The organism is Pedobacter agri PB92, assembly GCF_000258495.1.
GTDB classification, from domain to species: Bacteria; Bacteroidota; Bacteroidia; order Sphingobacteriales; family Sphingobacteriaceae; genus Pedobacter; species Pedobacter agri.
Genome location: NZ_AJLG01000022.1, coordinates 1 through 25,558, shown reverse-complemented (window position 1 = coordinate 25,558; position 25,558 = coordinate 1). Strand labels below are relative to the sequence as shown.

Annotated in this window: 29 protein-coding genes; 12 read left to right on the top strand and 17 right to left on the bottom strand. The window is 37.4% G+C overall.

Annotated elements, in window-relative coordinates; all coding sequences use genetic code 11:
• Window positions 1-64: 64 nt before the first annotated feature.
• Window positions 65-2,254 carry a TonB-dependent receptor gene (locus ON09_RS05145; protein WP_010599991.1) on the bottom strand — a complete coding sequence of 730 codons (2,190 nt, stop codon included), beginning with the start codon at window positions 2,252-2,254 and terminating at the stop codon, window positions 65-67.
• 53 nt (window positions 2,255-2,307) lie between these two features.
• Complete coding sequence (locus ON09_RS26785; protein WP_029204125.1) at window positions 2,308-2,643, bottom strand: DUF6660 family protein; 336 nt, start codon at window positions 2,641-2,643, stop codon at window positions 2,308-2,310.
• Window positions 2,644-2,837: 194 nt separating this feature from the next.
• Between ON09_RS26785 and ON09_RS05135 the strand changes: the two genes are divergently transcribed.
• Window positions 2,838-3,152 (top strand): sigma-70 family RNA polymerase sigma factor, encoded by a 315-nt coding sequence (locus tag ON09_RS05135; protein WP_010599990.1) that lies wholly within the window; start codon window positions 2,838-2,840, stop codon window positions 3,150-3,152.
• 856 nt (window positions 3,153-4,008) lie between these two features.
• Here the strand turns inward: ON09_RS05135 and gap are convergent.
• From gap to pfkA, 4 genes are read right to left on the bottom strand one after another with little or no spacing between them, the layout of a single operon-like run.
• Window positions 4,009-5,010, bottom strand: a complete 1,002-nt coding sequence (gap, locus tag ON09_RS05130) for a type I glyceraldehyde-3-phosphate dehydrogenase (protein ID WP_010599989.1) — start codon at window positions 5,008-5,010, stop codon at window positions 4,009-4,011.
• A 7-nt stretch (window positions 5,011-5,017) separates the two neighbouring features.
• Complete coding sequence (locus ON09_RS25895) at window positions 5,018-5,269, bottom strand: hypothetical protein (RefSeq protein ID WP_238533611.1); 252 nt, start codon at window positions 5,267-5,269, stop codon at window positions 5,018-5,020.
• The gene (locus ON09_RS05125) at window positions 5,244-5,861 is read right to left on the bottom strand and encodes a hypothetical protein (protein ID WP_238533610.1); all 618 of its coding nucleotides are present in this window, start codon (window positions 5,859-5,861) and stop codon (window positions 5,244-5,246) included. The genes ON09_RS25895 and ON09_RS05125 overlap by 26 nt, the downstream gene beginning before the upstream one ends.
• 2 nt (window positions 5,862-5,863) lie before the next feature.
• Window positions 5,864-6,850: a 6-phosphofructokinase gene (pfkA, locus tag ON09_RS05120; RefSeq protein WP_010599988.1), complete on the bottom strand. Its 987-nt coding sequence runs from the start codon at window positions 6,848-6,850 to the stop codon at window positions 5,864-5,866.
• Between the two features lie 108 nt (window positions 6,851-6,958).
• On the opposite strand from pfkA, the gene ON09_RS05115 reads away from it, so the two are divergent.
• Window positions 6,959-7,648: an NUDIX hydrolase gene (locus ON09_RS05115; RefSeq protein WP_010599987.1), complete on the top strand. Its 690-nt coding sequence runs from the start codon at window positions 6,959-6,961 to the stop codon at window positions 7,646-7,648.
• A gap of 142 nt (window positions 7,649-7,790) precedes the next feature.
• Here ON09_RS05115 and ON09_RS05110 read toward each other — a convergent pair whose 3' ends face one another.
• Window positions 7,791-8,654: an N-acetylglucosamine kinase gene (locus ON09_RS05110; RefSeq protein ID WP_010599986.1), complete on the bottom strand. Its 864-nt coding sequence runs from the start codon at window positions 8,652-8,654 to the stop codon at window positions 7,791-7,793.
• A 220-nt stretch (window positions 8,655-8,874) separates the two neighbouring features.
• Between ON09_RS05110 and ON09_RS05105 the strand changes: the two genes are divergently transcribed.
• From ON09_RS05105 to ON09_RS05085, 5 genes are all read left to right on the top strand, one after another.
• Window positions 8,875-9,897: a threonine aldolase family protein gene (locus ON09_RS05105; protein ID WP_010599985.1), complete on the top strand. Its 1,023-nt coding sequence runs from the start codon at window positions 8,875-8,877 to the stop codon at window positions 9,895-9,897.
• A 38-nt stretch (window positions 9,898-9,935) separates the two neighbouring features.
• Window positions 9,936-11,444: an acetyl-CoA carboxylase biotin carboxylase subunit gene (accC, locus tag ON09_RS05100; protein ID WP_010599984.1), complete on the top strand. Its 1,509-nt coding sequence runs from the start codon at window positions 9,936-9,938 to the stop codon at window positions 11,442-11,444.
• Window positions 11,445-11,447: 3 nt separating this feature from the next.
• Entirely contained in the window at window positions 11,448-12,035 is a 588-nt protein-coding gene (locus tag ON09_RS05095; protein WP_010599983.1) for a riboflavin synthase, read from the top strand.
• A 142-nt stretch (window positions 12,036-12,177) separates the two neighbouring features.
• A complete protein-coding gene (locus tag ON09_RS05090) occupies window positions 12,178-14,829 on the top strand; it encodes a glycoside hydrolase family 78 protein (RefSeq protein ID WP_010599982.1) in 2,652 nt (883 codons plus the stop codon).
• 64 nt (window positions 14,830-14,893) lie between these two features.
• Window positions 14,894-15,358 carry a DUF4268 domain-containing protein gene (locus tag ON09_RS05085; protein WP_010599981.1) on the top strand — a complete coding sequence of 155 codons (465 nt, stop codon included), beginning with the start codon at window positions 14,894-14,896 and terminating at the stop codon, window positions 15,356-15,358.
• Here the strand turns inward: ON09_RS05085 and ON09_RS05080 are convergent.
• Window positions 15,348-16,499: a tetratricopeptide repeat protein gene (locus tag ON09_RS05080; protein ID WP_029204123.1), complete on the bottom strand. Its 1,152-nt coding sequence runs from the start codon at window positions 16,497-16,499 to the stop codon at window positions 15,348-15,350. The genes ON09_RS05085 and ON09_RS05080 overlap by 11 nt on opposite strands.
• Before the next feature lie 123 nt (window positions 16,500-16,622).
• Here ON09_RS05080 and ON09_RS05075 point away from each other — a divergent pair, with 123 nt between their 5' ends.
• Window positions 16,623-16,919 carry a hypothetical protein gene (locus ON09_RS05075; protein WP_010599979.1) on the top strand — a complete coding sequence of 99 codons (297 nt, stop codon included), beginning with the start codon at window positions 16,623-16,625 and terminating at the stop codon, window positions 16,917-16,919.
• A 22-nt stretch (window positions 16,920-16,941) separates the two neighbouring features.
• Complete coding sequence (locus ON09_RS05070) at window positions 16,942-17,532, top strand: porin family protein (protein WP_010599978.1); 591 nt, start codon at window positions 16,942-16,944, stop codon at window positions 17,530-17,532.
• A 58-nt stretch (window positions 17,533-17,590) separates the two neighbouring features.
• Here the strand turns inward: ON09_RS05070 and ON09_RS05065 are convergent, their stop codons facing one another.
• Both ON09_RS05065 and ON09_RS05060 read right to left on the bottom strand, forming a co-directional pair.
• The gene (locus ON09_RS05065; RefSeq protein WP_010599977.1) at window positions 17,591-18,517 is read right to left on the bottom strand and encodes a YihY/virulence factor BrkB family protein; all 927 of its coding nucleotides are present in this window, start codon (window positions 18,515-18,517) and stop codon (window positions 17,591-17,593) included.
• A 72-nt stretch (window positions 18,518-18,589) separates the two neighbouring features.
• Entirely contained in the window at window positions 18,590-18,988 is a 399-nt protein-coding gene (locus ON09_RS05060) for an META domain-containing protein (RefSeq protein ID WP_010599976.1), read from the bottom strand.
• A 112-nt stretch (window positions 18,989-19,100) separates the two neighbouring features.
• On the opposite strand from ON09_RS05060, the gene ON09_RS05055 reads away from it, so the two are divergent.
• Complete coding sequence (locus ON09_RS05055) at window positions 19,101-19,580, top strand: SgcJ/EcaC family oxidoreductase (protein WP_010599975.1); 480 nt, start codon at window positions 19,101-19,103, stop codon at window positions 19,578-19,580.
• A gap of 59 nt (window positions 19,581-19,639) precedes the next feature.
• Here ON09_RS05055 and ON09_RS05050 read toward each other — a convergent pair whose 3' ends face one another.
• Complete coding sequence (locus tag ON09_RS05050) at window positions 19,640-20,347, bottom strand: type 1 glutamine amidotransferase domain-containing protein (RefSeq protein WP_010599974.1); 708 nt, start codon at window positions 20,345-20,347, stop codon at window positions 19,640-19,642.
• A gap of 217 nt (window positions 20,348-20,564) precedes the next feature.
• Between ON09_RS05050 and ON09_RS05045 the strand changes: the two genes are divergently transcribed.
• Complete coding sequence (locus ON09_RS05045) at window positions 20,565-21,143, top strand: Crp/Fnr family transcriptional regulator (protein WP_010599973.1); 579 nt, start codon at window positions 20,565-20,567, stop codon at window positions 21,141-21,143.
• 24 nt (window positions 21,144-21,167) lie between these two features.
• On the opposite strand, the gene ON09_RS05040 is transcribed toward ON09_RS05045, so the two are convergent.
• Window positions 21,168-21,692, bottom strand: coding sequence for a GNAT family N-acetyltransferase (locus ON09_RS05040; RefSeq protein WP_010599972.1), 525 nt, complete (start codon window positions 21,690-21,692; stop codon window positions 21,168-21,170).
• A 3-nt stretch (window positions 21,693-21,695) separates the two neighbouring features.
• The gene (locus tag ON09_RS05035) at window positions 21,696-22,211 is read right to left on the bottom strand and encodes a DinB family protein (RefSeq protein WP_010599971.1); all 516 of its coding nucleotides are present in this window, start codon (window positions 22,209-22,211) and stop codon (window positions 21,696-21,698) included.
• Window positions 22,212-22,408: 197 nt separating this feature from the next.
• On the opposite strand from ON09_RS05035, the gene ON09_RS05030 reads away from it, so the two are divergent.
• On the top strand, window positions 22,409-23,197 hold the full coding sequence (locus tag ON09_RS05030; RefSeq protein ID WP_010599970.1) for a hypothetical protein: 789 nt from the start codon (window positions 22,409-22,411) through the stop codon (window positions 23,195-23,197).
• A gap of 20 nt (window positions 23,198-23,217) precedes the next feature.
• On the opposite strand, the gene ON09_RS05025 is transcribed toward ON09_RS05030, so the two are convergent.
• From ON09_RS05025 to ON09_RS05010, 4 genes are all read right to left on the bottom strand, one after another.
• Window positions 23,218-23,826: an alpha-ketoglutarate-dependent dioxygenase AlkB family protein gene (locus ON09_RS05025; RefSeq protein ID WP_010599969.1), complete on the bottom strand. Its 609-nt coding sequence runs from the start codon at window positions 23,824-23,826 to the stop codon at window positions 23,218-23,220.
• Window positions 23,802-24,053 carry an Ada metal-binding domain-containing protein gene (locus ON09_RS05020; protein WP_010599968.1) on the bottom strand — a complete coding sequence of 84 codons (252 nt, stop codon included), beginning with the start codon at window positions 24,051-24,053 and terminating at the stop codon, window positions 23,802-23,804. The genes ON09_RS05025 and ON09_RS05020 overlap by 25 nt, the downstream gene beginning before the upstream one ends.
• Window positions 24,050-24,910 carry a methylated-DNA--[protein]-cysteine S-methyltransferase gene (locus tag ON09_RS05015; RefSeq protein WP_010599967.1) on the bottom strand — a complete coding sequence of 287 codons (861 nt, stop codon included), beginning with the start codon at window positions 24,908-24,910 and terminating at the stop codon, window positions 24,050-24,052. The genes ON09_RS05020 and ON09_RS05015 overlap by 4 nt, the downstream gene beginning before the upstream one ends.
• A gap of 68 nt (window positions 24,911-24,978) precedes the next feature.
• On the bottom strand, window positions 24,979-25,362 hold the full coding sequence (locus tag ON09_RS05010) for an iron chaperone (RefSeq protein ID WP_010599966.1): 384 nt from the start codon (window positions 25,360-25,362) through the stop codon (window positions 24,979-24,981).
• Window positions 25,363-25,558 lie beyond the last annotated feature (196 nt).

Sequence of the window (25,558 nt, the reverse complement as noted above, 5' to 3'; positions counted from 1 at the left end):
GGAAGCTTCCAAGGAGGGTGCAAAGATACAATAACTCTTTATACTCGCAAGTTTTATTTAATTATTACAACTTTAATTTAATTCCCCCATTGAAGGTTCTACCTTCTGTGTGCGTCCAGATATCATCAAAAGTAGGAGTTAGATTTGATCCGTTCACTACACTTTTATATCGGCTTTGCCTGGTATCCGTAAAATTCTCAGCATTTATAAAAATAGATATCTTCCCAAAAACTTTTTCGGCCATAAAACCGAATTCCCAAAAAGCGTTGGTTTGCTGATTGTTATAAAGGTATTGTCTGTCAGTAAAATAGCCTTCCAATCCCATCTTAAAATTGCTCTCCTTTTCGTAAAGAAGGGCTAGGTTAAGCTTGTTTTTCGGCAACAGTCTGATGGTTTGAATCACCGGAAGGTAATTCGCTTTTGCATCAGTAAAAGTATAACCCGCAAAAAGCTTAAAGTGTTCATGAAATATTAGCTTTGCATTGGTCTCAAACCCCAGGCTTCGTACAGGCTCACGGGTGTTTCCAAAACTAAAGTTGCCATCGTTATCCTGCAAAAGAATGGTAGAGTTATTAATTCTAGTAAAGAAAAACATTTGATTAAAGCTAAGCATCCAGTCATCGCTTATAGCCGTTTTGTAATTCACATCGGCAGTTCCACCAAAGCTTCGCTCTGCTTTCACATGATTTAATGGTAAGAGGTTTTGGTATTGAAAAGTTTCGGTTTGTTCAGTGAAAAGGGTAGGGGTTTTGTAGCCCAAGCCTCCGCCAATTCTGGAACTCCAATGGTCATCGAATTTGTATAAGGCTGAAACACGAGGTAAAATAAAAACCTCGTTTTGACGGTAGCTGGCATTAAAATAATTTACAAAATCAGCTCTCAATCCACTTTCTAACTTTAATTTTTCTGAAAGATCCCAGGTGTGTTGCGCATAGGCACCGGCAGTTCTGGTCGTGAAATCCTTTTTCAAAACAGGCTCCTGATTTTGTTCAGAGAATTTATCGTAAACCAGGTTTCCGCCAAAAATCAAACTCTGATTTTTCAATGTTTTGAGGTAACTGAAGTCGGTATATGAATTGTAATTGACGCCATTAAATTTATAATCTGGAATCGATATCCCTCGCTTAAAATAATTGAAACTCGTTTTAATTTTTAACAGATCTTTTTCAGCGGTTTTATAGCTAAAGTCGAGTGTAGATGTATTTCTGGTGCTGTTATTTGTTTCGAAATACTGGTGTTCAGCGTTTATCCCTTTATTGATAACGAAAATATCTCCACCGGTTCGATCACTTTTTGTAAAAGCATTTCCTATCGTAATCATCGTTCTTTCACTTGGGTAAATAAATACCTTTGGATGGATCGTAAAATCATTTGTTTTTGGAAGTTCGGTGAAGTCATCTTTATCTACATCGTAAGCTTTTTGAAAGTTAGCCAAAGCTAGCAGACTGTATCCAAATTTTTTTCCCCTTTGCATGCTGAAGGCTCCGATATTGGTTTGACCAACGTTTGATTGATTTAAAATAAAACTTAAATCTGCCTTCTCTCTCGGAACCCTCGAAATGAAGTTCACTACGCCAGCAATGGCTCCTGCTCCAAATAATGTTGATGACGGTCCTTTTATGATTTCTACCTGCGCAAGGTCGAGAGGAGGGATTTCAAGTATACTTAAACCGCTGGCGAAATTTCCAAAACTGGCGTAACCATCCTTCAATAGTTGTGTGTATCGCCCATCTAAACCTTGTATCCTAATACTGGCATTGGCACTGGTGGCAGACGTTTGCTGAACGGCTATTCCGGTACTTTCATGCAAAATCATAGAAACATTGGCAGGGCGCATATTGCTCTTCTCATCAATTTCTTCCAATTCGATGGTTTCTACCCGGGTAGGTGTGTTTTGTATGCTTCGGCTCGTTCTTGTTGATGAAACGATAACCTCTTCTAACTCATCTTCTGCCGGTTCCATCAAAATTTCAATTGCTTCGTTTTGAGTGAAAGGGAAAGTGAGCATTAACTTTTGTTCTTCAAATCCTACATTCCGAATCAATATCGTTTGCAGTCCGTTTGAAATGTTATTTAAGTTTGCCGTGCCATCTGCAGCAGATTTAAGGATGATATTTGTGCCCTTCACCAATATGGTGGCATCTGCTAAGGCCGTATTATTCTGTTTGTCTTTAACTCTTACTTTAAGAGAATTTTGTGCGTAAGCACTAACCATGCACACCAGGGCGCACAGCAATAAAAATATTTTTCGCATGTGTTATATATGTAATTGAATAAATGGATCATTTGATCCGTTGGATAAATCGGTTAACCGATATAAATGTTATTCAATTTTGGCGGTTGCCAGATATGCTGAATATAAGCAGAGATAAATTGATTGTTGTACCGAGTCAATTTATGCTTAGGAAGCACACGCTTTAATGTCTTAGCTGCCGATGTATTCGAGTAAACAACCAGGGGCTGGCCACAACAATTGCAAGTACATAAGGGGGAACAGGTGTCAGGATCTGCTACATTACCTTGCTTTTCGATCTTTGCAGAATTAAATTCAGATTGATTAGCGGCTAATTCAACCATATCCTCGCAGGTGATGCAGGACAGGCTGAGTATTGCACAACTCAATATGTAGATCAAAAACTTCATTGTTAGGCAAATGTACAAATCATCTGCTATTTGTGCTAAATAATATTACTTTAATGACACCAACTCAACCAGCATCTTACCGGAAACTGCATGAGATATTCTTAGAGATTGTATTCCAGCTAGTTGTTTGAAACTAAGGCACAACAAGAACAAAACCTAAGAATATGGTGTTGTAATTTCTGTAACACTGTAAAATGCAATTGTCAATCCCTCTTTCTGATCATCTGGTAAAATCAAACCTTAAAGTTTGGAGTTCGGATTATGAATTTTTCTTAAATAGGTTAAGAAATCATGATGAATCAGCATTTAAGGAATTGTATCATCAGTATTCAGGTGCGATTTTTGGGAACATCAAAAGAACAGTTCATGATGACTTAAAGTCTAAACAGATTCTTGAGCGCACTTTCATCGAAATTTGGAATTCTATCTCATCATTTGATGAAACACGTACCAGATTATTTACCTGGATGAATCAAATTGCCAATAAACAGAAATTAATTTCGTCTTAATCTTTCCAATTGAATTTAAGCGCTAATGGTAGTTAAAAATTGTTCAATTTTGGCTACAACATGGCTCGTGTCATGCGATTGACATTGCTAACCATACCAATAATATTTCCATTGTTGTTTTCCTGCTGATTCAAATTCATCAGTTGAAATGCTGTAGTTTGTAATAGGTCTTTCAGTCTGCAATATTTCTTTGAATTTCAATTCATATTTCTCCGAACCGATATCCGCAATGTATTGATGTATGATTGTGACTTAATAATCTCTTGATAAAAAGTTTATATAAAGAAAAAGGAGACCTCATCCAAGCGTCTCCTTTTTTTCTAACCAAATATAAACCTGTTATGAGCCAGGCTTTGTCTTTAATCCTCTTTAAAACTTAAAGTTTTTTCGAGGATGATTTTTCTTGTCATGAATAAACAAATATCGTTCCGTTTATTACTCTACAAATATAGTAAAAAAATTGTTAGTGTAAAAAATACACTAAGATTTTTTTTAATATTTTTTTTGTCATTTTTTATTTACAAATGTTTTTAACATGATTTTGATGTTTTAAAATGATCGAGCTGCAAATATAAGCGGAAAATGTGTTAAGTAAATGTTAAATATTGTTGAAATACACTGATAGCATTAAAAAATATTCTCAAAAATAAATTTTATACGCTTTTTTTTAATTTTTAAGCGTGTATTAATCTGTTGTTTTAAGTCTTAAGCATAAATTGGTCAGAAAAAGATGTATTAGACATAAATTAGTTAAGATTTTATCTATTATTTTATTAGTGAAAATCATTTTCACAAAAAAAAAGCGACTAATGTATTTACAATAGTCGCTTTCCGGTTTATGGTATTTAACCTTAAATTATTTTAAACTTGCGTAGTATTCTACGAATTTAGCAAGTGCAGATGAATATCCCCACTCATTATCGTACCATGAAACAACTTTTACGAAGTTATCATTCAAAGAAATACCTGCTTTTGCATCAAAAATTGAAGCATGATCATCTCCGATAAAATCAGATGATACAACCTCATCTTCTGTATAAGCCAACACACCTTTTAACTCACCTTCAGATGCTGCTTTCATTGCAGCTTTAATCTGCTCGTAAGTAGCTGGTTTTTCTAAACGGGCTGTTAAATCAACAACTGAAACGTCAGCAACAGGAACACGGAATGACATACCGGTAAGTTTTCCTTTTAATTCAGGAAGAACCATACCTACAGCTTTGGCAGCACCAGTTGATGAAGGGATAATGTTTGAGAAACCACCGCGGCCACCTCTCCAGTCTTTTGCAGAAGGACCATCAACTGTTTTTTGCGTTGCAGTTACAGCGTGAATAGTACTCATTAAACCTTCAACGATACCGAAGTTATCATTTAATACTTTAGCAATTGGCGCTAAACAGTTTGTAGTACAAGATGCGTTAGAAACAATCGTTTGATCAGCAGTTAATTTATCGTGGTTAACACCCATTACATATGTAGGGATATCAGCATCTTTAGCAGGAGCTGAGAATACTACTTTTTTAGCACCTGCAGCAATGTGTTTTTCTGCGTCAGCACGGGTTAAGAATAAACCTGTTGATTCAATTACCACTTCCACACCTACAGCATCCCATTTTAAGTCAGCAGGATTTCTTTCTGCAGTTACGCGAATTGTTTTGCCATTAACTACTAAATTTCCATCTACAACTTCAATTGTACCATCAAACTTACCGTGGGTAGTATCATATTTTAACATATAAGCCATGTAATCTGGCTCAATTAAATCGTTAATTGCTACAATCTCTAATCCTCTTTTTAATGCAGCTCTGAAAACCAGTCTGCCGATACGGCCAAAGCCGTTTATTCCAATTTTGCTCATTGTTTTGTTAATTAGTGTAATGTTTTAATAAATTAAGTATTGGTTCTTTAATAACTGTTTTAATTTTAAGTTTATGTCGCTCTGCAGTCAATTGCAAACGATCTTCCAGTTCTGCAGCTACCTTGCCAACAAAATGAATTTCCTCATCACCATATTTATTTACTGTCGGGATGATGTAATTCTGGAAGTATTTTTCAAATCCATTATCAATTAATTTGATGATATAGTCGTGTTCAATATTTTGTGTAAAAAAAATCAAAGAAAGAAGTTAAAAATACATTGGCCTGTGGCTTGTTATAAATCCTTTCCAGTATTTGAGGGCGGTCTAGATTATAGTTTCTGATAAATTTTGTTTCCAGATCTTTTGGTAGTTTTTCACTTAAAAAATCTTTCAAGAGCATTTTTCCAAAGTAATTTGAAGAACCTTCATCACCAAGGATATAACCTAAGCCATAGTTATTCCGCAATGGTTTTTTGCCGTCGAAATAAGCACAGTGTGATCCACTTCCCAACATTCCAACTATTCCTGGCTGATCATAACAAGCTGCTTTCGCTGCCCCGAATAAATCATCTTCTACAAAAACCTTGCTGTATCTGAAAAATGATGAAAGGGTTTTTGCCAATTCCTCTTTACGATCAGCAGAGGAGGCGCCGGCTGCGAAGAAATAAATCTTCTTGATGTTTTCTGCATGATTTACCAGAACAACTTTTTTGTTTAGTATTTGCAAAAGAGTTTTCGGATCAACAAAAGTTGGGTTGATCCCTGTTGTGTTGCAATGTGCTACAACCTGTCCATTTTGGGTTAATTTCCAAAATGCTGTTCTCGATCCACTGTAAACAACCGCTATCATACTTAAATGGATAAAACTTCGGTCATTTCCATTAAATCGGGTTCCAGTTTAAAGCTGTGCGATGATAATGCCTCTTTTATACTAGTCAACTTAATTTCATTTCCTTTTAATCCTACCATTTGTTCCGTTTCTCCTGCAATTAAAGCGTTAACTGCGGCAAAACCTAAACGGCTGCCTAAAATCCGATCGAAACTGCTCGGACTTCCGCCACGTTGTAAATGGCCGAGTATTGTAACCTTTGTATCGTAATGATCAAAAGTTTCTTTTACTTTTTTTGCAATATCATAAGCACCTCCTTGTTTATGCCCTTCGGCAACAATCACAATACTCGATGATTTTTTAGTTGCAGCGCCTAAAGCAAGTTTATCAATCAGATCATTTACGCTGGTTTCTTTTTCAGGTAAAAGCACAGCTTCAGCCCCGCTGGCAATTGAACTTCTTAAGGCAATACAGCCAGAATCTCTTCCCATTACCTCGATGAAGAATAAACGGTCGTGTGCATCAGCAGTATCTCTGATTTTATCAATCGCTTCAATTACTGTATTAATGGCGGTGTCGTAACCCAATGTAAAGTCAGATCCAACTAAATCATTATCAATGGTGCCCGGAATACCAATTACCTTCACGCCAAAAGTTTCAGAAAATCTTTTAGCACCGGTAAAAGTACCATCTCCACCAATCACCACTAGTCCATCAATATCATTTTTCTTTAAGTTATTGTATGCAATTTGTTGCCCTTCGTCAGTTTTAAATTCAAGGCAACGTGCCGTTTTTAATATCGTTCCGCCCAAGTGTAAAATATTGCTTACAGATCGGGCGTCCATTGGTTTTATGTTGTCAGTAATTAGTCCTTGATATCCTTGCATTACACCAAACATATTGATGCCATGATATATTCCGGTACGTACAACAGCTCTGATTGCGGCATTCATTCCTGGGGCATCGCCACCAGAAGTAAGTACAGCTATATTTTTAATATTTGGCTTCATCTATGATACGAATATAGTGTGTAATTTTTACACTAAGTAATTTTTTTTATTTTTTTACTTAATATTGAAAGTCATACCTTTATCTGCTTAAAATAACTAAATTTTACCTTGGAACAAATTTTACCTCATTTAGATTCAGTATTCTCGATAGATTGCGTTTTGTTTGGATTTGATGGTAAGGAACTTAAAATCCTGCTCATCGAAAGGAATGAAGAACCATTTAAAGATTGGTGGGCATTGCCCGGTAACATTGTTGGTGCTGATGAAAGTTTAGATCAATCGGCCGCCCGGATTTTATATGAACTTACTGGTTTACGTGGTATTTTCATGGAACAATATTATGCCTTCGGCGATCCAAACAGGCACCCCCAGGGCAGGGTAATCACTTTAGCTTATTATGCTTTGATCCGTTTGGGTGGAGATAAAGAGGTTCGTCCGATTAGTAATTATGCAAAACGAGCCAACTGGTTGCCGATAACTGATTTACCTAAACTTGCTTTCGATCACCAAAAGATTTATGATAAAGGCCTTGAGAAAATCAAGCGTCGTATTAAACACCAGCCAATTGCGTTTGAGTTATTGCCAGAAAAATTCACCCTGACGCAATTGCAACATGTTTATGAGTTGGTACTAGGTAAAAAGCTAGACAAAAGAAATTTCAGGAAAAAGATTGTAAGCTTTGGCGTATTAAAAGAACTAGACGAAAAACAAAAAGGCGTTTCTTACAGGGCTGCTACCTTGTATCGTTTCGATAAGCGAAAATATGCGAAGCTTTTTGGAAAGGAAATTTCTTTTTAAGTAGACAGTGAAAAGTAGAAAGTAAACAGTATAAAGTAGATAGTAAAAAGTCGAAAGACCATAAAGCGAGCTGATAACTTTTTAGCATAAAAAAAACCGATTTGGGATTCAAATCGGTTTTTTTGTGACCTAAGCGTCTAGACTAAGCTTTTTTAGGAGCCAATTCTAAATGATAATGAACCAAATCATCTATAGGTGAACGGATGATTTTGCCAACACCCATTTCATAGCGATCGGCAACAATACTTAAAATATCACGGAAACTGTAACCTACAGAACCTACACAATTTAATTTATGATCTTTATAATTCGGGTAGTGAATAACCAAAGCCTCGAAAAATGAGGTAAAGGCATAATCGATTGTGCTAAAAGCGTAATCTTCGTAGTTATCTTTAAAATCGTATAAAAATTTACTAAAGCTTGCACAAAAACGGTTTGGCAATGGTTTATTATAAATGTTATCGAAAATGTCTTCGTTAGTTAAAGCATAATTATCATAAAACGCTTCACGTAAACCTTTCGGCATGTAACCTTTCATGTAATCGCTCAAAATACGCTTACCGATGTAAGAGCCACTACCTTCATCACCTAAAAAGTAACCTAAAGAATCAATATTTAAAGTGATGTCAGTTCCATCGTATAGGCATGAATTGGTTCCCGTACCTAAAATAGCGGCAAATCCTGGCTCGTTTCCAAGAAGTGCTCTGCAAGAGGCAAGAAGATCATGACCAACAAAAATTTCAGCATTTGTAAAAACCTGCTTCATTGCATCAGCAACGATTTTTACGTTACCCGGGGTTGAACATCCGGCACCGTAATAGTAAACTCCCGTTAGTTTTTCTCTTTCCAAGTGGTCTGGAAGAGTTTCATTCAAAGACTTTACAATATATTCTCCCTTAGAAAAATAAGGATTGTAACCCTCGGTGTTAAAGTAAATTTTTCTGCCGGCCTCGTTAATCAAGCACCAATTTGTTTTGGTAGATCCGCCGTCTGCAATTACTATCATTTTATTTATTTTTGGTTTTAGCACGATAAAAGTATAAAAACTCTTATATTTTGTATTCTTTTTTTTTAATAATTTTTTAACAATTTGTTGTTGTGAAAATTTAAGTGTGTAAAAAATACACTATATACAGCGTTTAATGGCCTAAAAACCTTAAAATTATACTCGAAAAGGCATTGGTCTTTTTTTTAATCGTCAGAAATATTTTACAATTAATATTGAAATGAACAGCAGATTTTTAGACTTCAGAAGTGATACGGTGACTAAGCCCACAGCGGGCATGCTGGATGCCATGATGAGCGCCAAAGTGGGCGACGATGTTTTTGGTGAAGATGAAACGGTGGCGGCACTCGAACAAAAACTGTCTACAATGTTTAATATGGAGGCAGGATTATTCTGCCCGTCTGGCACCATGACTAATCAGATCGCCATAAAATGTTTCACCCAGCCAATGGATGAGGTAATCTGCGACCAAACGGCACATGTTTATCGCTACGAAATCGGAGGTATCGCTTTTCACTCTGCGGCTTCGGTAAGGCTGCTGAATGGTGAGCGTGGGATATTAACGCCTGAATTAATCGAGCCCGAGATTAATGAAGATAATATCCATTACCCAAATTCGAGTTTGGTGGTTTTAGAGAATACCGTAAATAAAGGCGGCGGCAAATGTTATACGTTAAATCAAATCGCACCTATTCATCATTTATGTAACATTAAAGGTTTGAAATTGCATTTAGATGGTGCCCGTGTTTTTAATGCCTTGGTGGCCACAGGCGATAAAGCAAGTGCTTATGGTAAGTACTTTGATGGAATTTCAGTTTGCCTATCTAAAGGACTTGGGGCACCTGTTGGTTCTGTTTTGCTTGGCAGTAAAGAGATGATTAAAAAAGCCAGAAAGATTAGAAAGGCCTTTGGTGGCGGTATGCGCCAGGCCGGTTTTTTAGCTGCAGCAGGTATTTACGCCATTGATCACCATGTAGAGCGCCTGAAAGTAGATCATGACCACGCCAAAGCCCTGGCAGTAGCGCTGGCTAAAACAAGTTATGTAAAATCGATTATGCCTGTTGAAACCAATATTTTGGTTTTCGAAGTTGCACCAGGAAGTGCACAAAAATTCGTTGATCAATTAAAAGAAAAAGGTTTACATTGCAATACCACGAGTGCAAGTACCATCAGATTGGTAACGCATTTAGATTTGAGTCAATCTATGATTGATGAAGCCATCGAAATCATTTTGCATTTGTAACCAAGTTGATTTTAGTATAATTCTTAGTGAATAGCCAAATGTTTAAAAAATCCGAAACTCAAATTTCTAAATTACTAATTGCGAACCGCGGTGAAATTGCCCTGCGTATTATGCGTTCTGCAAAAGAAATGGGCATCCGAACCGTCGCTGTTTTTTCGGAGGCAGACCGCGATGCTTTGCATGTGCGCTATGCAGATGAAGCAGTTTGTATTGGTCCAGCCCCTTCTAATCAAAGCTACTTAGTTGGAGAAAAAATCATCGAAGCCTGCCAGGAAACCGGCGCTACGGCTATCCATCCCGGATATGGATTTTTATCAGAAAATGCAGGTTTTGCTCAGCAGGTTGCGGATGCCAGGTTAATTTTAGTTGGTCCCTCGCCAGAGGCCATGCAAATTATGGGTAATAAATTATCGGCAAAAGCTGCGGCCTTGAAATACAATATTCCGATGGTTCCTGGAACTGAAGAAGCAATAAAAGATATAGGAGAAGCCAAACAGCGGGCCGTTGAAGTGGGATTTCCGATTTTAATTAAAGCCGCTGCCGGTGGTGGCGGCAAAGGCATGCGGATTGTTGAACAGGTAGATGATTTCGAAGAACAAATGCAATTAGCAGTAAGCGAGGCTACTTCAGCTTTTGGCGATGGCGCAGTTTTCATCGAGCGTTACGTAACTTCTCCACGGCATATCGAAATTCAGGTGCTTGGAGATCAACATGGAAACATCGTACATCTTTTTGAACGCGAATGCTCTGTTCAAAGGCGGCATCAAAAAGTTGTAGAAGAAGCACCATCATCAGTGTTAACGCCAGAAATCAGGGCTAAGATGGGTAAATGTGCTGTTGATGTGGCTCGTTCGGTTAATTATACGGGGGCTGGAACGGTGGAATTTATTCTGGATGAAAACCTCGATTTCTTTTTTTTAGAGATGAATACAAGGTTGCAGGTAGAACATCCCGTTACCGAACTCATTACAGGAATTGATCTGGTTAAAGAACAGATCCGAATTGCATCAGGAGAGCCCTTGAGTTTTAGACAGGATGATCTAAAAATAAATGGTCATGCTGTAGAATTGAGGGTGTATGCCGAAGATCCTAACAATAATTTCCTTCCGGATATTGGTACATTGAAAACCTACAAAACACCAAAAGGCAATGGGGTAAGGGTTGATGATGGTTTTGAACAGGGAATGGAAGTTCCTATTTATTATGATCCAATGATTGCCAAACTAATCACCTACGGAAAGGATAGGGAAGAGGCAATTGATAGAATGATCAGGGCAATTGAAGAATATGATATTACCGGGATAGAAACAACGCTGGCTTTTGGTAAATTTGTCATGCAACATGATGCTTTTAGATCAGGTGCTTTTGATACACACTTTGTCAGTAAATATTTTAATCCGGAAAGTTTGGAAAAGGCTGATAAGCAGGAGGCAATGATTGCTGCATTGATTGCTGCTCAGCTTTTCGATCAGAAAGAAAGTAGGCAAGCGGGAGATAAAATGATTGTAAAAACATCTGATTGGAGAAAAAACAGAATTAAATATTAAAGAATGTTTACCGGAATAATAGAAAATCTAGGCGAAGTAAAAGCCATCAAAAACGATCATACTAACGTACATTTCACCATTTCCTCAGCCATTAGTCATGAGCTTAAAATAGATCAAAGCGTAGCACATAACGGTGTTTGCTTAACAGTGGTAGCCTTAAACGATGATACACATACTGTAACTGCTATCGATGAAACGCTGAAAAAGACTAATCTTGGCGATTTAAAAGTCGGCAGTAAAATCAATCTGGAACGTTGCATGCAAATGAATGCCCGCCTTGATGGCCATATTGTTCAGGGGCACGTTGATCAAACTGCAGTTTGTATAAAAAGGGAAGAACTGGACGGCAGCTGGGAATATCGGTTTAAATACGACGCTTCCGCCGGGAACGTAACCGTTGAAAAAGGTTCTGCATGCGTAAACGGAATTAGTTTAACCGTTGTGAATTCACAAGCTGATGAGTTTTCAGTTTTCATTATACCCTACACTTTCGAACATACTAATTTACACCAGGTGCAGGTTGGCGATGCTGTAAATTTGGAATTTGATATCATTGGAAAATATGTTGCCCGTTTAATGGAAAACAAATAAATTAAAGTAAAAATTTTATAGCAAAGAAGCCTCGGTAATAGTTAACCGGGGCTTCTTTGTTTTTGGTTCATAACAGTACAGGACAGTTAGCCGTTTGATATTCGCCATTATCGTATATTCAAACCAAATTGAGCCAACCTATATGAATCCATCTTCATTAATGCCCAGATTTACAGCTGTTTTTGCTTTTCTTATCTTCGCCTCAGTAGCAGGATTTTCTCAAAAAATTGCCGTTGAAGATTTAACTGTTGAGCATTTAGTAAATCCTTTTACTATTGATGATGCACATCCCAGGTTTAGCTGGAAGATAGTTTCCAGTGTCAAAAATACGATGCAAACCTCCTATGAGATCCGTGTGGGACTGAATGAGTCAATCGAAAAAAAACAGGTTTGGAGTACTAAAGAAAATAATGATCAGTCTGTATTAATTCCCTATAGCGGCGCCGATTTAAAATCTAATACCAGATATTACTGGCAGGTAAGGGTGAAAGATAACCATGGGAATACTTCAAAATGGTCTACGGTTCAATTTTTCCAAACAGGCTTAAAAACGGAAGACTGGGTTTCGAACTGGGTTACCGTTGCCGGAAATGATACCGCTGCAAGCAGTCCGATGATTAGAAAGGAATTTAATGTCAGCAAAAAGGTTAGAAACGCCATGGCTTTTATCACTTCGAAAGGACTTTATGAAGCGCACTTGAACGGAAACAGAATCAGCGATCATTATTTTGCCCCCGGATGGACCAGCTACAAAGATCATATCCAATACCAGGCTTATGATTTAACAAATTTATTAAAAACCGGATGGAATGCTTTTGGTATTTCATTAGGAAATGGGTGGTACAAGGGGAACATCGGTTTTGCTGGGCAGAATAAGTTTTACGGTGATACCAGGGCACTGCTTTTTCAGTTAGAAGTAACTTATACGGATGGAACTAAAGAAATTTTTATTACTGATGATACCTGGAAAAGTGCAAATGGCCCCATCTTATATTCTGATATTTACAACGGCGAAACCTATGATGCCAGGCAAGAACAACCCGGTTGGGATCGGGTAGGTTTCAAGGGAAATTCATCCTGGAAAGCCGTAAGAATTATCCCGAAAGGCAATGAAAAGTTGGTTGGGATGAGTGGACCGCCTGTAAGAAAACATGAAACTTTTAAACCGGTTAAAATTTTTAAAACTCCACTGGGAGAAACGGTTGTTGATTTCGGCCAGAACCTGGTGGGTTGGGTGATGTTGAATGCGAAGGGAGCTTCAGGTACAAAAATTAGCATCAGCCATGCTGAAGTGTTAGATAAGGCAGGTAATTTTTACACCACCAATCTTCGCTCTGCAAAACAGACCAACCAGTATATTTTAAAAGGAAATGTAGCCCAAATCTTTGAACCACATTTCTCCTTTCAGGGATTTAGGTACGTAAAGATAGATGGTTATCCTGGCGAACTTACAGCTGATGCGTTAACCGCTGTCGCATTGTATTCTGATATGAACACGACCGGAACTTTTACCAGTTCAAATGCCTTAATTAATCAACTACAGCATAATATTCAATGGGGGCAAAAAGGCAATTTTGTTGATGTACCTACTGATTGCCCACAAAGAGATGAGCGTTTAGGATGGACCGGAGATGCACAAGCTTTTGCCAATACAGCAGCCTTTAATATGGATGTAGCTGGGTTTTTTACCAAATGGATGAAAGATGTTTCAGCAGATCAATTGGAAAATGGCAGTGTACCATACGTGGTGCCGAATGTGCTTACCAAGAGAGATGCTGGTTCTGCCGGCTGGGCGGATGTTGCCACCATTATTCCTTGGGATATGTATTTGGCTTACGGCGATAAAGGCATTTTATCGGCACAATATCCAAGCATGAAAAAATGGGTGGATTATATTTCTTCCGTAGCAAAAAACGACTTGTGGAACACCGGCTCTCACTTTGGCGATTGGCTTTTTTATCGCCCGAATGATGATAACGACGGCAGAGCAGCAGTAACCGACAAGTATATGATTGCCCAAACTTTTTATGCACATTCTACACAATTGCTCATTAATGCGGCAAGGGTTTTAGGGAAAAATGATGAAGTGAGCAAATATGAAGCACTTCTAAAACGAAGTAAACAAGCTTACGTGAATGAGAATATGACTGCAAATGGTAAACTCGCATCTAATACGCAAACAGCTTACGTTTTAGCTTTACAATTTGATATGCTACCAGAAGCAAATAGAAAACAGGCAGCAGAAAGACTGGTTCAGAACATCAGAGATTACGGCAACCATTTAACGACGGGCTTTTTAGGTACGCCTTACTTATGTCATGTGTTAAGTAAATTTAGTTATGATAACGTTGCTTACGATTTATTGATGCAGGAAAGCTATCCTTCCTGGTTATATCCTGTGAAAATGGGGGCGACTACCATATGGGAAAGATGGGACGGCATTAAACAAGATGGAACCTTCCAAACGGCAGATATGAATTCATTTAATCATTACGCCTATGGTGCCATTGGCGATTGGATGTATAAAAATATCGCAGGAATTAATCCCGTAGCGGAAAACCCGGGTTACAAAGAAATACTAATCGCTCCCAAACCTGGCGGAAAATTATCCAGTGCAACTGGCGAACTGCAAACTGTTTATGGTAAAGTTAAATCATCATGGACTTTGCAAAATGGTGTTTTCAAACTTGATGTTTCCGTTCCGCCAAACTCAACCGCCACTGTGTTGCTGCCCAATACTGATAGAAAGGAGAAAATCGGTTCGGGAGATTACCATTTTGAATACAAATATTAATGTTATAATATTGCAGCTTGCTAAAAGCCTGTAGTAATTTCAGGCGCTATAGCCATGGTAATATATGTATAGTAAAGACGAGGCAGCGAGGCTAAGGCAACAATTTTGGATCAGTTTTGGGCAGTATATGAAACCTGTTCCTTCTGCCAGTGGCTCAACTGTTCATTGGGTAAACTACAAAACAGGTGTAAAAAACATCTTCTTTAAAATGGATGTGACCAATAAACAGGCGATCATTTCCATTCAGCTCACCCATCCAGATGCTGAGATCAGACATTTGATATTTGATCAGTTTGAGGAGTTTAAACTCATGTTTACTAACATGATCAATGAGGAGTGGGACTGGAGCCGGGACTTTACCGACGAATATGGTAAAACAGTTAGTCAGATTTCTTTAACACTCAACGGAGTAAGCGTATTCAATCAGCAGCACTGGCCGGATTTGATCTCGTTTTTCAAACCCAGAATTATCACTCTTGATGAATTTTGGGATCATGTAAAGCCTGTTTTCGAAGACCTTACTTCGTGAGTAGTGCCATCTGTTCTATCCTTGCCTGCACAAATTTGATTTCCTCTGCATCATTTTTTGGATTTGGCTTGCTTTTTAAATAAAGTTGGTAATAATTCATTGCGCTTTTACTTCTCTTAAATTTAGTATCATGTAATGTCGCAAGGCGATAATACAAGTTGGGATTTGAATTAAACTGTAAGCCTTTTTTGTAAGCTGCATCAGCAAGCGTAAATTTTTCATCCTCCTCGTAAGCCAGGCCAAGCAAGGCGTAGTAGCTTGAAGTATTTGGCGAAATGGCCTCGTCTATTGTTTTCTTCGCATAAAGGGTTGCCATTTTATAGTTTTTCAAATTCCGGTAAGATAATGTGGTAAAATAAAGCGTATTCTCATTCTGCATCAGCATTTCCTCCAGTTGCCTAAAAAGCGTAACGGCTTTATCATATTTTTTGGTATAGTAATATGCCTTTGCAAGATCCTTAATTACGCTGGCATCTTTATTATCTTTCAACAATGATTCACCACTAGCAATCACCTCATCATATTTTTTAAGCAGATTTGCTATCGGCAGCTTACTCCGTTGAAGAACTAAATTTTCAGGATCTGCCTTTATCGCAACATTCAACACTTCATAAGCCCGATCATAATTCTGGTAAACCGAGTGTACAGCAGCAAGATCAGCCGCTACATCTCCATCTGTGGGTACCAATTTATTGGCCTTTAACAGATAGACCATTTTCAATGAATCTTTATCTGAAAGGTAAAGATTCGCTAAAAGTTTATAAACGATAAAATTATTACTATCAAGCTTTACAATATTGCCGTAATACAACTTGGCTTTTTCAGTATTTCCTCGTCTGGTATTGATACTGGCCAATGAAAAAAGAATAGGCAAATTTCCTGGCTGAATTGCATCCGCCTTTGCATAATATTTTTCAGCTTCCACATTATTTCCGGCCATTAAAAAACAATAACCTATCTGCGTTAAAGCCTTCAAATCTGTTGTTTCTGAACTATAACTTGTTTTTAGATATTCTCCAGCTTCAGCATATCGTTGATTCTGGTACAAATCAAAGATTTTTTCTTTATCAATTGCAACAGTCTGTGCCTGACCTAGGGCTTGGAGAGAAAATAACATGCAGATAATCAGTAGCTTTTTCATGAGGAAATAATTTTAAACTAATTTATTAGTTGTTTTTCAGAATTCCAAATGAATTGAAATAAAAACAAATTGAGTAGGTAGGGGTTTATTATAAAACAGTTTAAAAATTAAATAATAAGACCTATGAATACTTTAAAGAAGTTTGAATTAATGGAAAAGATTGTGCGTGAACTTGAGGATTTACAAAATTCACAACAGGCACTTATTCAGAAGATTGGTAAAATTGAAGTGGATAACATTGAGTTGGGCGATAGCAGATTGGAGAAAGATGCGGGAGATATGCACCAAAGATTGTCAGATAATTTAGATACGATTGTTTCAATTTTAGACTATTTTGCAAACAAAACGGAAAATTTTGGCAATAAAAACAATGTTGAGGCCTTGAAAGAACAAGAAGCCATTAACAATGCAACAAGCTAAACAACCTTAAATCATTCCCAATATGAAATTTTTATCTTTAACAGCGGCCTTACTTATGGTTTGCTTTTTTGCGAGTGCGCAAGTTTTACCTTCAGTTCAATTCGGATTAAAGGCAGGAGCCAATTTCTCTAAATTTGATTCAGAAAATACCTTTGCAAGTGATAACCGGGCAGGATTTTATGGCGGTGTTTGGGCAAGAATTGGTGCAGCAGGAATTCATTTCCAACCTGAACTTTATATTTCAGGCAAAAAAGCAGATTTAATTAGTGAAGCCACCGGAGAGGTAAACAAGGTGAGTTTTACAAGTCTTGATGTTCCCTTGTTAGTAGGAACTAAATTTGGTGCTGCAGGAATTGGGGTACGCTTAAATACAGGTCCAATGTTTTCTTTAATCTTAGATGAAAATCAGAGTTTCGGACAAGCGGCAGGTAATGTATTCAGAGCAAATTTCAAAAATCAGGCAATTGCATGGCAATTTGGGGCAGGTGTTGATTTAAAAAAATTAAGTGTTGAAGCCAGATATGAATTGGGCCTATCTAAACTTAACAAAGCCGGCTATCCCGGAACAAAATTAAATCTGTTTACGGTTGGTTTAGGATATAGATTGTTCTAAGCGAACTGCATTTCAAATAAGTAAAAAGGCAAATCTACCATGGATTTGCCTTTTTAATTTAATCGTTTTTCTCCAGCTCAACTTCTGTCATCTCATAAGCAAATGAACCGTTTTTAGGAATAATTGGCGTTTCCCTTCCGATGCTGAGTGCTTTAATATATGATGCACCAAAGTAAAAAATCAGCGAAGAATAAAAGACAAATAACATGATCACAATCAATGATCCGGCAGAGCCGTAAATGTTACTGATGTTGCTGAGTGGTAATAAAATCCTTAAAATATATTTTCCGGCAGTAAATAAACAACCTGTAAGCAATCCGCCAGAAAGTGCAGCTTTCCACGTTGGCCTTCCATTAGTTAAAAATCTAAATAACATCGTAAACCAGGTAGTTACAATAAATACGAATATAATTTGATTGAGTATGGAGGTGAGTATTAATCCAAAAGAAGGAGAATTGGTGTTTAAATACGCACCAATAATTGCCTGAATACTATCCGCTAGTAAACCTATAAAAAATAAAATTCCGGCGAGCAAAATAATGATAACTGAGATTGCTCTGGACTTCATTGTGTTCAAAAATCCTTTTTTGTCTTTTTGTCCAATATTCCAGATTTGCTCCAAAGAATTTTTAATTACGTTGAAAAGCGTAGTGGCTACAAAAAGGAAAAATACAAAACTGAATAACGTAATGTACCAGGCCTGATCAATACCACGAATGTTTCTTAAAGTTGATCTGATTTGCTGGATGCTATCTTCATCGAGAATACTAGCCAATCGTTCGAACAAATGCGTGGCCAGCATTCTCCTATCGGTAAACATGCCAAATAACCTAATTAGGATAATCAGGATTGGTGGCAAAGCAAAATTTGTGAAAAAAGCTGTGGCCCCAGCTAAACGTAAGGGATCGTTTTTTTGGTATAAGATGAATGCATTTCTCGCCGTTGAGAAAAAGAACTTCAAATCTTCTTTGATGGTTAATGGCATCCTTTGGAAATAAACTAAAGTCCGAATTTACTTAAAATAGTTTGTTTCGGACTTTTGTATATGATATTGTTATCAATCTAATTTTTTAAATGTCAATAGATTTTTCTCTCCATTAGATAAAAAGAGCTGATTCCCTTCAATTTTTGCAGTATTCACCTGATTCATTGCCTGCAAGTAAGCACGTTCGGCCGCATCTAAATCCTGACAAAACATCTTTGTGCTGAACAGATTTTTTAGTGCCAGTTTATTGTCGATAATCTCTCCCTGTCCGCCATAGCTATTACAGAAAGCTTTTCCACTTACTTTAAGGCTATCGCCAAAATTCAAAGTCGCCTTGGCTGTTGCTGGTAATGTTAAGCCAGGGAGTTCCGTAAGTTCCCACTTAGTTTGGGCAAGTTTCTTCTGGTCAATTTTTTCCAGGCAAGAAGAAAATAGAGAAAGTAATAATCCGCAGATCAGTAAATTTTTCATAGTGTTAAGATTTTAGTTCTGTTTATCAAAAACTAAACCAAGAAGTAAAATGATCATTAGACAATAAAATAAATTTATTTTATTAACTTAAATGACTTTATATTAATGACTTATGAAAATATTATCAGGGTTTCTTTTGATGATTTGTTGTTTTTCTGGATTTGCGCAGGATAAAAAAGCTCAGGCATTAACGCTTATTATATCCAAGCAGGAGTCTGACTGGAATAAAAATGATATTAATGCTTATGTAAATTCATTTTCAGACGATGCTGTGTTGATCAATTTTCTTGGTTCATTCTGGAAAGGAAAGGCTGAGATAATGAAACAATTTCAAATGATAAATGAATGTTGCATTAAACCAACACAAGTTAGGTTGGATGTATTGGATACAAGATTTTTAAATGATGTTTCAGCGATAATTCATATTAAAGAAACACTCACTGCAAAGGAGGATTATTTGGTTCCGGGGGGAGTAATAAAAAAGGGCAATATAAACTACAAGTTTATAACCGCAGTATTTGTCAAAGAAAAACCTGCATGGAAAGTACTTTCCATGCAGGTTACCCAAGTCGTGCCTTTACCGCCAAGATAATCAGTTTTGCTGCATAACGATTTGTATGGGAACCTCAAAAGCTCCCATACAGCAATCAATTACTTATGATGTTCTTTAAGCCATTCAATCAATTTATCTGCAACAGCTACTGATGAACCAGGGTTTTGTCCTGTAATCAGCTGTCCATCTTGGACCACATAACTTCCCCAGTCATCTGTTTTAGAATATAATCCACCCAATTTTTTCAATTCATCCTCTACCAAATATGGAACGATATCGGTCAGTTTTACACCTTCTTCTTCGGTGTTTGCAAATCCAGTAACTTTTTTTCCGTTTATCAATGGGGAGCCATCTTCATTTTTTACATATCTTAAAACGCCAGGGGCATGGCAAACTGCAGCCACTGGTTTTCCGCTTCTGTGAAATGATTCAATTATTGCGATCGATGCGGGGTCATTGGTTAAATCCCAAAGTGGGCCGTGGCCTCCTGGATAAAAAATGGCATCAAAATCCTCCGCATTAACTTCACTTAGTTTTAAAGTATGAGAAAGTTTTTCCTGAAGAGCCTCATCAGCATCGAAACGTTTAGTTGCTTCAGTTTGAAATTCAGGAAGTTCGCTTTTTGGATCGAGTGGCGGACGGCCGCCTAGAGGCGATGCCAACGTTATTTCAGCGCCATGCTCTTTCAATGTATAATACGGACCTGCAAATTCTTCAGACCAAAATCCTGTTTTAAGGCCTGTATCTCCAAGCTGGTCGTGTGAAGTAAGTACGATGAGTACTTTAAAAGTGTTTGTACTTGTCATGATTTCTAAATTTTAATTTCAAATAGTGAACTCGTTTTTGAATCCCTTGTTTTGATGAAACAAAATTGATTTAAAATTTTAGGATTACGCTGTGACCTAGATCACAATGCATAATGAACGAGATGTTTGTGATGTAAGTCACAACATTGGAGGCATAAGGACGGCACGCGAATAACAGACGGATTGCTATCTTTGTACCTACAAACATCTTTAGGATATGACCGCACAAGATATTCTGAAAACACATCTTGGCCAAACCATCGATCTTTCTGAAAAGGATTTTGACTACGTGTTTTCACATTTTAAGCCTATTTCATTTAAGAAGGGTGAATCTATCATTAACATAGGCGATGTCGTGAACTATGAATATTTTGTGCTTGATGGTTGCATTAAAACATTTTATCTTAATGATGAACAGAAAATGTTTATTCTTCAGTTCGCGATGACCAATTGGTGGGCCTCAGATTATAATGCTTTGTATTTAGATGTAAAGGCGACGCTTATGCTTGACTGCATAACAGATACTCAGGTGCTTTGCCTGTCTAATCAAGACCGTGAAAAACTTTGCCGGGAATTTTATCCTATGGAATACTTTTTTCGATGGCGTTCCAATAAAGGATACATCGCCGCTCAAAAAAGGCTGTTATCTTTTATGAACAATGATGCAAAATACCGTTATGAAGAGTTGATGCAAATGTATCCTCAGCTCTATAACATTGTTCCAAAGCAGCTCATCGCTGCTTATCTAGGTGTTTCCAGGGAAACCTTGAGTCGGATGTACGAAAAAAAGCAATAGCAGATTCAAAAGAGGAAGCTTAGCTTAAAATCTTTTTTCAGTTTCCAACCAATGATGATCCCGTCCCTTATAATCAAATACATTGATTTTTTTTAAACCCAGTTTTTCCAGAACTTTAATAGAATCATGATTTTCTACATCGGCGATGCCAATGATTTGATCCAAATTTAATTCCTCAAAGCCGTAATCGATAGCAGCTCGGGCAGATTCAGTGGCATAACCCTTACCCCAAAACTTCCTATTAAACCGGTAACCAATATCGTAATAGTTGCTGTGGTTGTTATTGATATCTCTTATTAGTTTCAAACCACTCCAACCGATAAACTGATTAGAATCTTTTTCCATTACCGCCCATCGGCCAATCCCATTTTCCTGATATTGTGCCTGTATAAAAGCAATATCGGCAGTGCTTTGACTGATGGTTGAAACCGGATTATTCCCTAGAAAGCGATGCACCAAAGGATCAGAATCCATTTCAAACATTCCCCTGGCATCCGTAATTTCCAATTCCCTAAGTATTAATCTTTCTGTTTCTATGAAGGCATTCATTAGTTATTGTTTAGCTTGCATGGCTTGCTCATCTTCAAAAGTTGGCCCGTATAATCCCGGTATTTTACATCCGTTCAGGCGAAGATAAACGATCATTTCACCTCTGTGATGGTAAATGTGGTTCATTAAAAAACCCCTTATGATTTGTGCCCGTGGCGTTTCTGGAATAGCAACCTGACCCCCAACCGTCATCTTCCACAAGTCATCTAAGTTTTCATCAGTAATTGATTCAAGGCTTTCCTTTGCTTTGCTAAAATTACGTTCAAATCTTTCTCTTATTTTGTCAATATCCGAATAATCCCTTTCTACGTCTTCGTAGTCATCCATGTTAAATTCAGCACCTTTAACGGTATAAGGATACCAATTATAAATCTCAGCGATGTGCCAGGCCAGTTGCCCGGTAGTCCACGAGTTTTCAGAAGGTTTATATTCCAGAACGTGTTGAGGAATGGCGTTTAGCAATTTTCGGGTGCTTTCAGCTTCCTGAAGAAATTCACCTAGTAGGGCTTGTACTAACATAATTCTCAATGATTAGATTTTCAGTTGTTTATCTTAGCTAAAATAGTGGTTTTTGACATTTAGTTTTAGCATATTGGATAATATTCAGATTTATCAAAATTGTATTTTTTCTGTTAAGCAAAAATTTTATCAGCCATTTCTTGTATCACTAAGCATAAACATAATAAATTAGCTAAAAATTAAAGCTATTCCTTTTTATGAAAAACACAATCATCGCCTTTTTCCTGTCTATTTTTTTACTTAGCTGCTCCGGGAAATTAGAAAAAACGTTAGTATCAAAGCCTTTTACCGATCAGGATGACTTCAATGAATTTCCGAAATACAAAGATAAAATTCTAAGCATTGAAGATGTTTATGATAAAAACCCTGATAGCTCAGGTGGTTTCAGCGTGAAACTAAAAGATACGACTTTGTATATTCAGGAGAGTTCGAAACCCGTAGCGCATAAATTTCGTGAGGCTAGATTTGTTAATTCACAAAAAACAGCTGTATTGGTGCAGATAGAAGATGGTGCTGGAGACTTGTCACCATTTTATATCATCACGCTTAAAGAAGGGGTGCCAAATGCAGTTGCTTTAAATATTGCTTCAAATGGTAAGGGAGACAAGGATTTTGCAAAGGGACTGCAGGAGATTACCCGCACAACTTTGGTAGTAAATAATGACTTTGTGGTGGCTACTGTTAGGGGGAAAGTTTATCAGATCAAAAGAAAAAATCCTAATGAGCTGATTCAAGGCAAGTTTATTCTTTATTCATCAGATAAAACCACGCTGGTTTTTGCTGTAAAAGATGGTTTGTATCAGGTAAATTATATGACTGGAGAAACACTTAACCTACCTGTTCCTGCAAGTGTACTCAACTCGGCAACAATGGTTAACGAAATTCAGCAGAACTACAGCTGGCAAAAGAACAGTCGGGGAACTTCATTTTTAAAGGAAAATCCTGACGATGACCGCATTGTAGATATTAGCGAATTTAAAAAATAGCGATTTCACGATCCTTTGGCCTAAACAACCATTGTTCTGAACGTAAGGTTTATCCGTGGCATATTAACTTTTTTTGTTGGTGGTAATCGATGTAACCAATGCGATTGTGTTTCATCCTTCATCACCAACAAACTTCCGTGTTCCAAAAATGTCGTAACGGTTTCTTTGGATTGCTTATGCTTAAATAAGAATCTTCTTTCTGCACCAAAACTCATTGATGCGATAGCCGTATGTTTACCTAGTGTTTTTTCATCGTCACTGTGATAAGCCATTCCCTCATCGCCATTATGATATAGGTTAAGTAAGCATGAGTTGAACAATGTTCCTGTTCTCTCTTCTGCAATATTTTTCAGCTCCAGCAAAGTATTTGTCCATGCCAAAGCATGTTTGGTAGCCTTAGAGTAGGTGTAAGCATAACCTTCGTTGCCATACCAGGCCACTTTTCTTTTGGTAATGATGTGTTTTCCCATAATATAGGCTTCATCATTTCTCCATTCGATATTTTTCATTAGCTCATCAAAGTAATGATTGGCCTGTTCCAATGAAAAAAGCTTTCCATAGTAATTTACGGTACCGTTGTATGGCAGTAAATTTTTGGATGTATCTATTGCGCTGCTGAATAATTCCATTTTGTATATTTTGCGTACATGCAATGGCCATAAGGGCGATAGCCATACGATAATGCATCACTTTCTGTCTTAAAAAACACCCGGTTCTTAACTTTCATTCGCTTACCAGATTTACAGCTTAGCAATCCAAATATCTTCAAAGCGGCATTTCCACCAAAGCAAATCTGCCTGTTTCTAACCTTCTTTCTTAATTCTGAAGCGGATATTTCCTGATGTTTAATGATCATTTATCTTGGTGCTGTAATGTATCTGCTAATGAGGCTTCCCAACCAATCATAGCCATTTTCCGATCTGTTCCCCAATGATAACCGCCAAGCGCACCGCTTGTTTGAATTACACGATGGCAGGGAATAAGAAATGCTACAGGATTGCTGCCAACTGCGGTACCAACAGCTCGTGATGCATTGGGTTGATTAATTTTTTTTGCAAGTATGCCGTAAGTTGAAAGCTTTCCTGTCGGAATTTTGAGCAGCGCTTCCCAAACTTTTAATTGAAAATCAGTTCCTTTAAGATGTAACTTGATCTGACTGATCTCCGTCCAGTCTTTATGGAAAATCTGCAGTACATTTTGGTGTTCCAGGGTTTCACATTGTTGATAATTTGCTGCGGGGAATTTGCTTTTTAAAATAGCGAATGCAGCAAATTCATCATCATAAAATGCGATATGACAAATGCCCTTATCTGTTGATGCCGTTAGTATATTTCCAAAAGGTGTTGCGGAGTAACTGTAATTTATTTTTAAGTTTTCGCCACCATTTTTATATTCTCCAGGAGTCATGCCGTCAACGCTTATAAACAAATCATGTAATCTGCTGCTTCCAGAAAAGCCAGTTTCTACAGCTGTATCAAACAAGGTTTTATCGTTTTCCTGTAGCAGCTTTTTCGCATAGCTGATGCTGATGTACTGCAAGAATCGTTTCGGCGTTGTACCGGCCCAATCTTTAAACAGGCGCTGAAAGTGAAACGGACTCAGGTTTACTTCTTCAGCAATTTCTTCCAGGCTGGGTTGATTTTTAAAGTTAGCCTGAATATAATTTATGGCTTTGGCAATTCTGTTAAAGTTTATTTCATCCTGTGCTTTCATGATCGATATTTTAACAAAAGTACTTTAGATTTAAACGCTATAACACCCGAAACTTGCTCTGTTTAATATTAGCTTGTTTTCTTTTTGGTTTTTAGTGCAGCTTTCTCCAGGTTTTGAGCCACTCTAAACATAGTGATTTTTGCTACTAAATCTATTGGTATCGGTTCATTCAATGGAAATTGTACTGATCCTTTGGCACTTTTATAACTTGAAATTTCTTCCTTAAATGCTTCAATACCACCATTGCCGGGGTAAAAGCCAATATGGTTTTTATAGCCAGCAAAGTGTACCAGATTTCCTTTCAAATCGAAAGTAGGTATGGCGTAACTTATTTTCTCTGTAGCGCCCGGTGCGGCTTTTTGAATGACTTCCCGAATCAATTGAAGTTTTGCTCTGGTTTCTTCCGGAAAGTCTGCAATGTAACTTTCAATATCGGTTTTTTTTGTATTCATCGCGTTGCTTTTTCTTGATCAAAGTTAAAGGTGTATTCCAGTATCTGGAAGGGTAAAAGCGGCATTTTTTGGCGGTATTTAAGACAATTGCGAATTTATACTAGAATAGTTTTACACCAACGCCAATGCTTAGTGTGCCGAAATCTTTAGCAGATAATTTATCCCGATTGAAAATATGAATGTAGGCAAGCTTTGC

What these genes read in the sequence shown, in the direction of transcription:
- ON09_RS05060 (WP_010599976.1), bottom strand. Translation starts at nt 18,988, where the DNA reads ATGAAAAATTTACTGATCTGCGGATTATTACTTTCTCTATTTTCTTCT.
- ON09_RS05110 (WP_010599986.1), bottom strand. Translation starts at nt 8,654, where the DNA reads ATGATAGTAATTGCAGACGGCGGATCTACCAAAACAAATTGGTGCTTG.
- ON09_RS26785 (WP_029204125.1), bottom strand. Translation starts at nt 2,643, where the DNA reads ATGAAGTTTTTGATCTACATATTGAGTTGTGCAATACTCAGCCTGTCC.
- ON09_RS05065 (WP_010599977.1), bottom strand. Translation starts at nt 18,517, where the DNA reads ATGCCATTAACCATCAAAGAAGATTTGAAGTTCTTTTTCTCAACGGCG.
- ON09_RS05125 (WP_238533610.1), bottom strand. Translation starts at nt 5,861, where the DNA reads ATGATAGCGGTTGTTTACAGTGGATCGAGAACAGCATTTTGGAAATTA.
- ON09_RS05090 (WP_010599982.1), top strand. Translation starts at nt 12,178, where the DNA reads ATGAATCCATCTTCATTAATGCCCAGATTTACAGCTGTTTTTGCTTTT.
- ON09_RS05030 (WP_010599970.1), top strand. Translation starts at nt 22,409, where the DNA reads ATGAAAAACACAATCATCGCCTTTTTCCTGTCTATTTTTTTACTTAGC.
- ON09_RS05075 (WP_010599979.1), top strand. Translation starts at nt 16,623, where the DNA reads ATGAATACTTTAAAGAAGTTTGAATTAATGGAAAAGATTGTGCGTGAA.
- ON09_RS05045 (WP_010599973.1), top strand. Translation starts at nt 20,565, where the DNA reads ATGACCGCACAAGATATTCTGAAAACACATCTTGGCCAAACCATCGAT.
- ON09_RS05050 (WP_010599974.1), bottom strand. Translation starts at nt 20,347, where the DNA reads ATGACAAGTACAAACACTTTTAAAGTACTCATCGTACTTACTTCACAC.
- ON09_RS05020 (WP_010599968.1), bottom strand. Translation starts at nt 24,053, where the DNA reads ATGATCATTAAACATCAGGAAATATCCGCTTCAGAATTAAGAAAGAAG.
- ON09_RS05070 (WP_010599978.1), top strand. Translation starts at nt 16,942, where the DNA reads ATGAAATTTTTATCTTTAACAGCGGCCTTACTTATGGTTTGCTTTTTT.
- ON09_RS05145 (WP_010599991.1), bottom strand. Translation starts at nt 2,254, where the DNA reads ATGCGAAAAATATTTTTATTGCTGTGCGCCCTGGTGTGCATGGTTAGT.
- ON09_RS05055 (WP_010599975.1), top strand. Translation starts at nt 19,101, where the DNA reads ATGAAAATATTATCAGGGTTTCTTTTGATGATTTGTTGTTTTTCTGGA.
- ON09_RS05035 (WP_010599971.1), bottom strand. Translation starts at nt 22,211, where the DNA reads ATGTTAGTACAAGCCCTACTAGGTGAATTTCTTCAGGAAGCTGAAAGC.
- ON09_RS05085 (WP_010599981.1), top strand. Translation starts at nt 14,894, where the DNA reads ATGTATAGTAAAGACGAGGCAGCGAGGCTAAGGCAACAATTTTGGATC.
- ON09_RS05105 (WP_010599985.1), top strand. Translation starts at nt 8,875, where the DNA reads ATGAACAGCAGATTTTTAGACTTCAGAAGTGATACGGTGACTAAGCCC.
- ON09_RS05010 (WP_010599966.1), bottom strand. Translation starts at nt 25,362, where the DNA reads ATGAATACAAAAAAAACCGATATTGAAAGTTACATTGCAGACTTTCCG.
- ON09_RS05080 (WP_029204123.1), bottom strand. Translation starts at nt 16,499, where the DNA reads ATGAAAAAGCTACTGATTATCTGCATGTTATTTTCTCTCCAAGCCCTA.
- ON09_RS05135 (WP_010599990.1), top strand. Translation starts at nt 2,838, where the DNA reads ATGCAATTGTCAATCCCTCTTTCTGATCATCTGGTAAAATCAAACCTT.
- accC (WP_010599984.1), top strand. Translation starts at nt 9,936, where the DNA reads ATGTTTAAAAAATCCGAAACTCAAATTTCTAAATTACTAATTGCGAAC.
- ON09_RS05025 (WP_010599969.1), bottom strand. Translation starts at nt 23,826, where the DNA reads ATGGAATTATTCAGCAGCGCAATAGATACATCCAAAAATTTACTGCCA.
- gap (WP_010599989.1), bottom strand. Translation starts at nt 5,010, where the DNA reads ATGAGCAAAATTGGAATAAACGGCTTTGGCCGTATCGGCAGACTGGTT.
- ON09_RS05040 (WP_010599972.1), bottom strand. Translation starts at nt 21,692, where the DNA reads ATGAATGCCTTCATAGAAACAGAAAGATTAATACTTAGGGAATTGGAA.
- ON09_RS05095 (WP_010599983.1), top strand. Translation starts at nt 11,448, where the DNA reads ATGTTTACCGGAATAATAGAAAATCTAGGCGAAGTAAAAGCCATCAAA.
- ON09_RS05015 (WP_010599967.1), bottom strand. Translation starts at nt 24,910, where the DNA reads ATGAAAGCACAGGATGAAATAAACTTTAACAGAATTGCCAAAGCCATA.
- pfkA (WP_010599988.1), bottom strand. Translation starts at nt 6,850, where the DNA reads ATGAAGCCAAATATTAAAAATATAGCTGTACTTACTTCTGGTGGCGAT.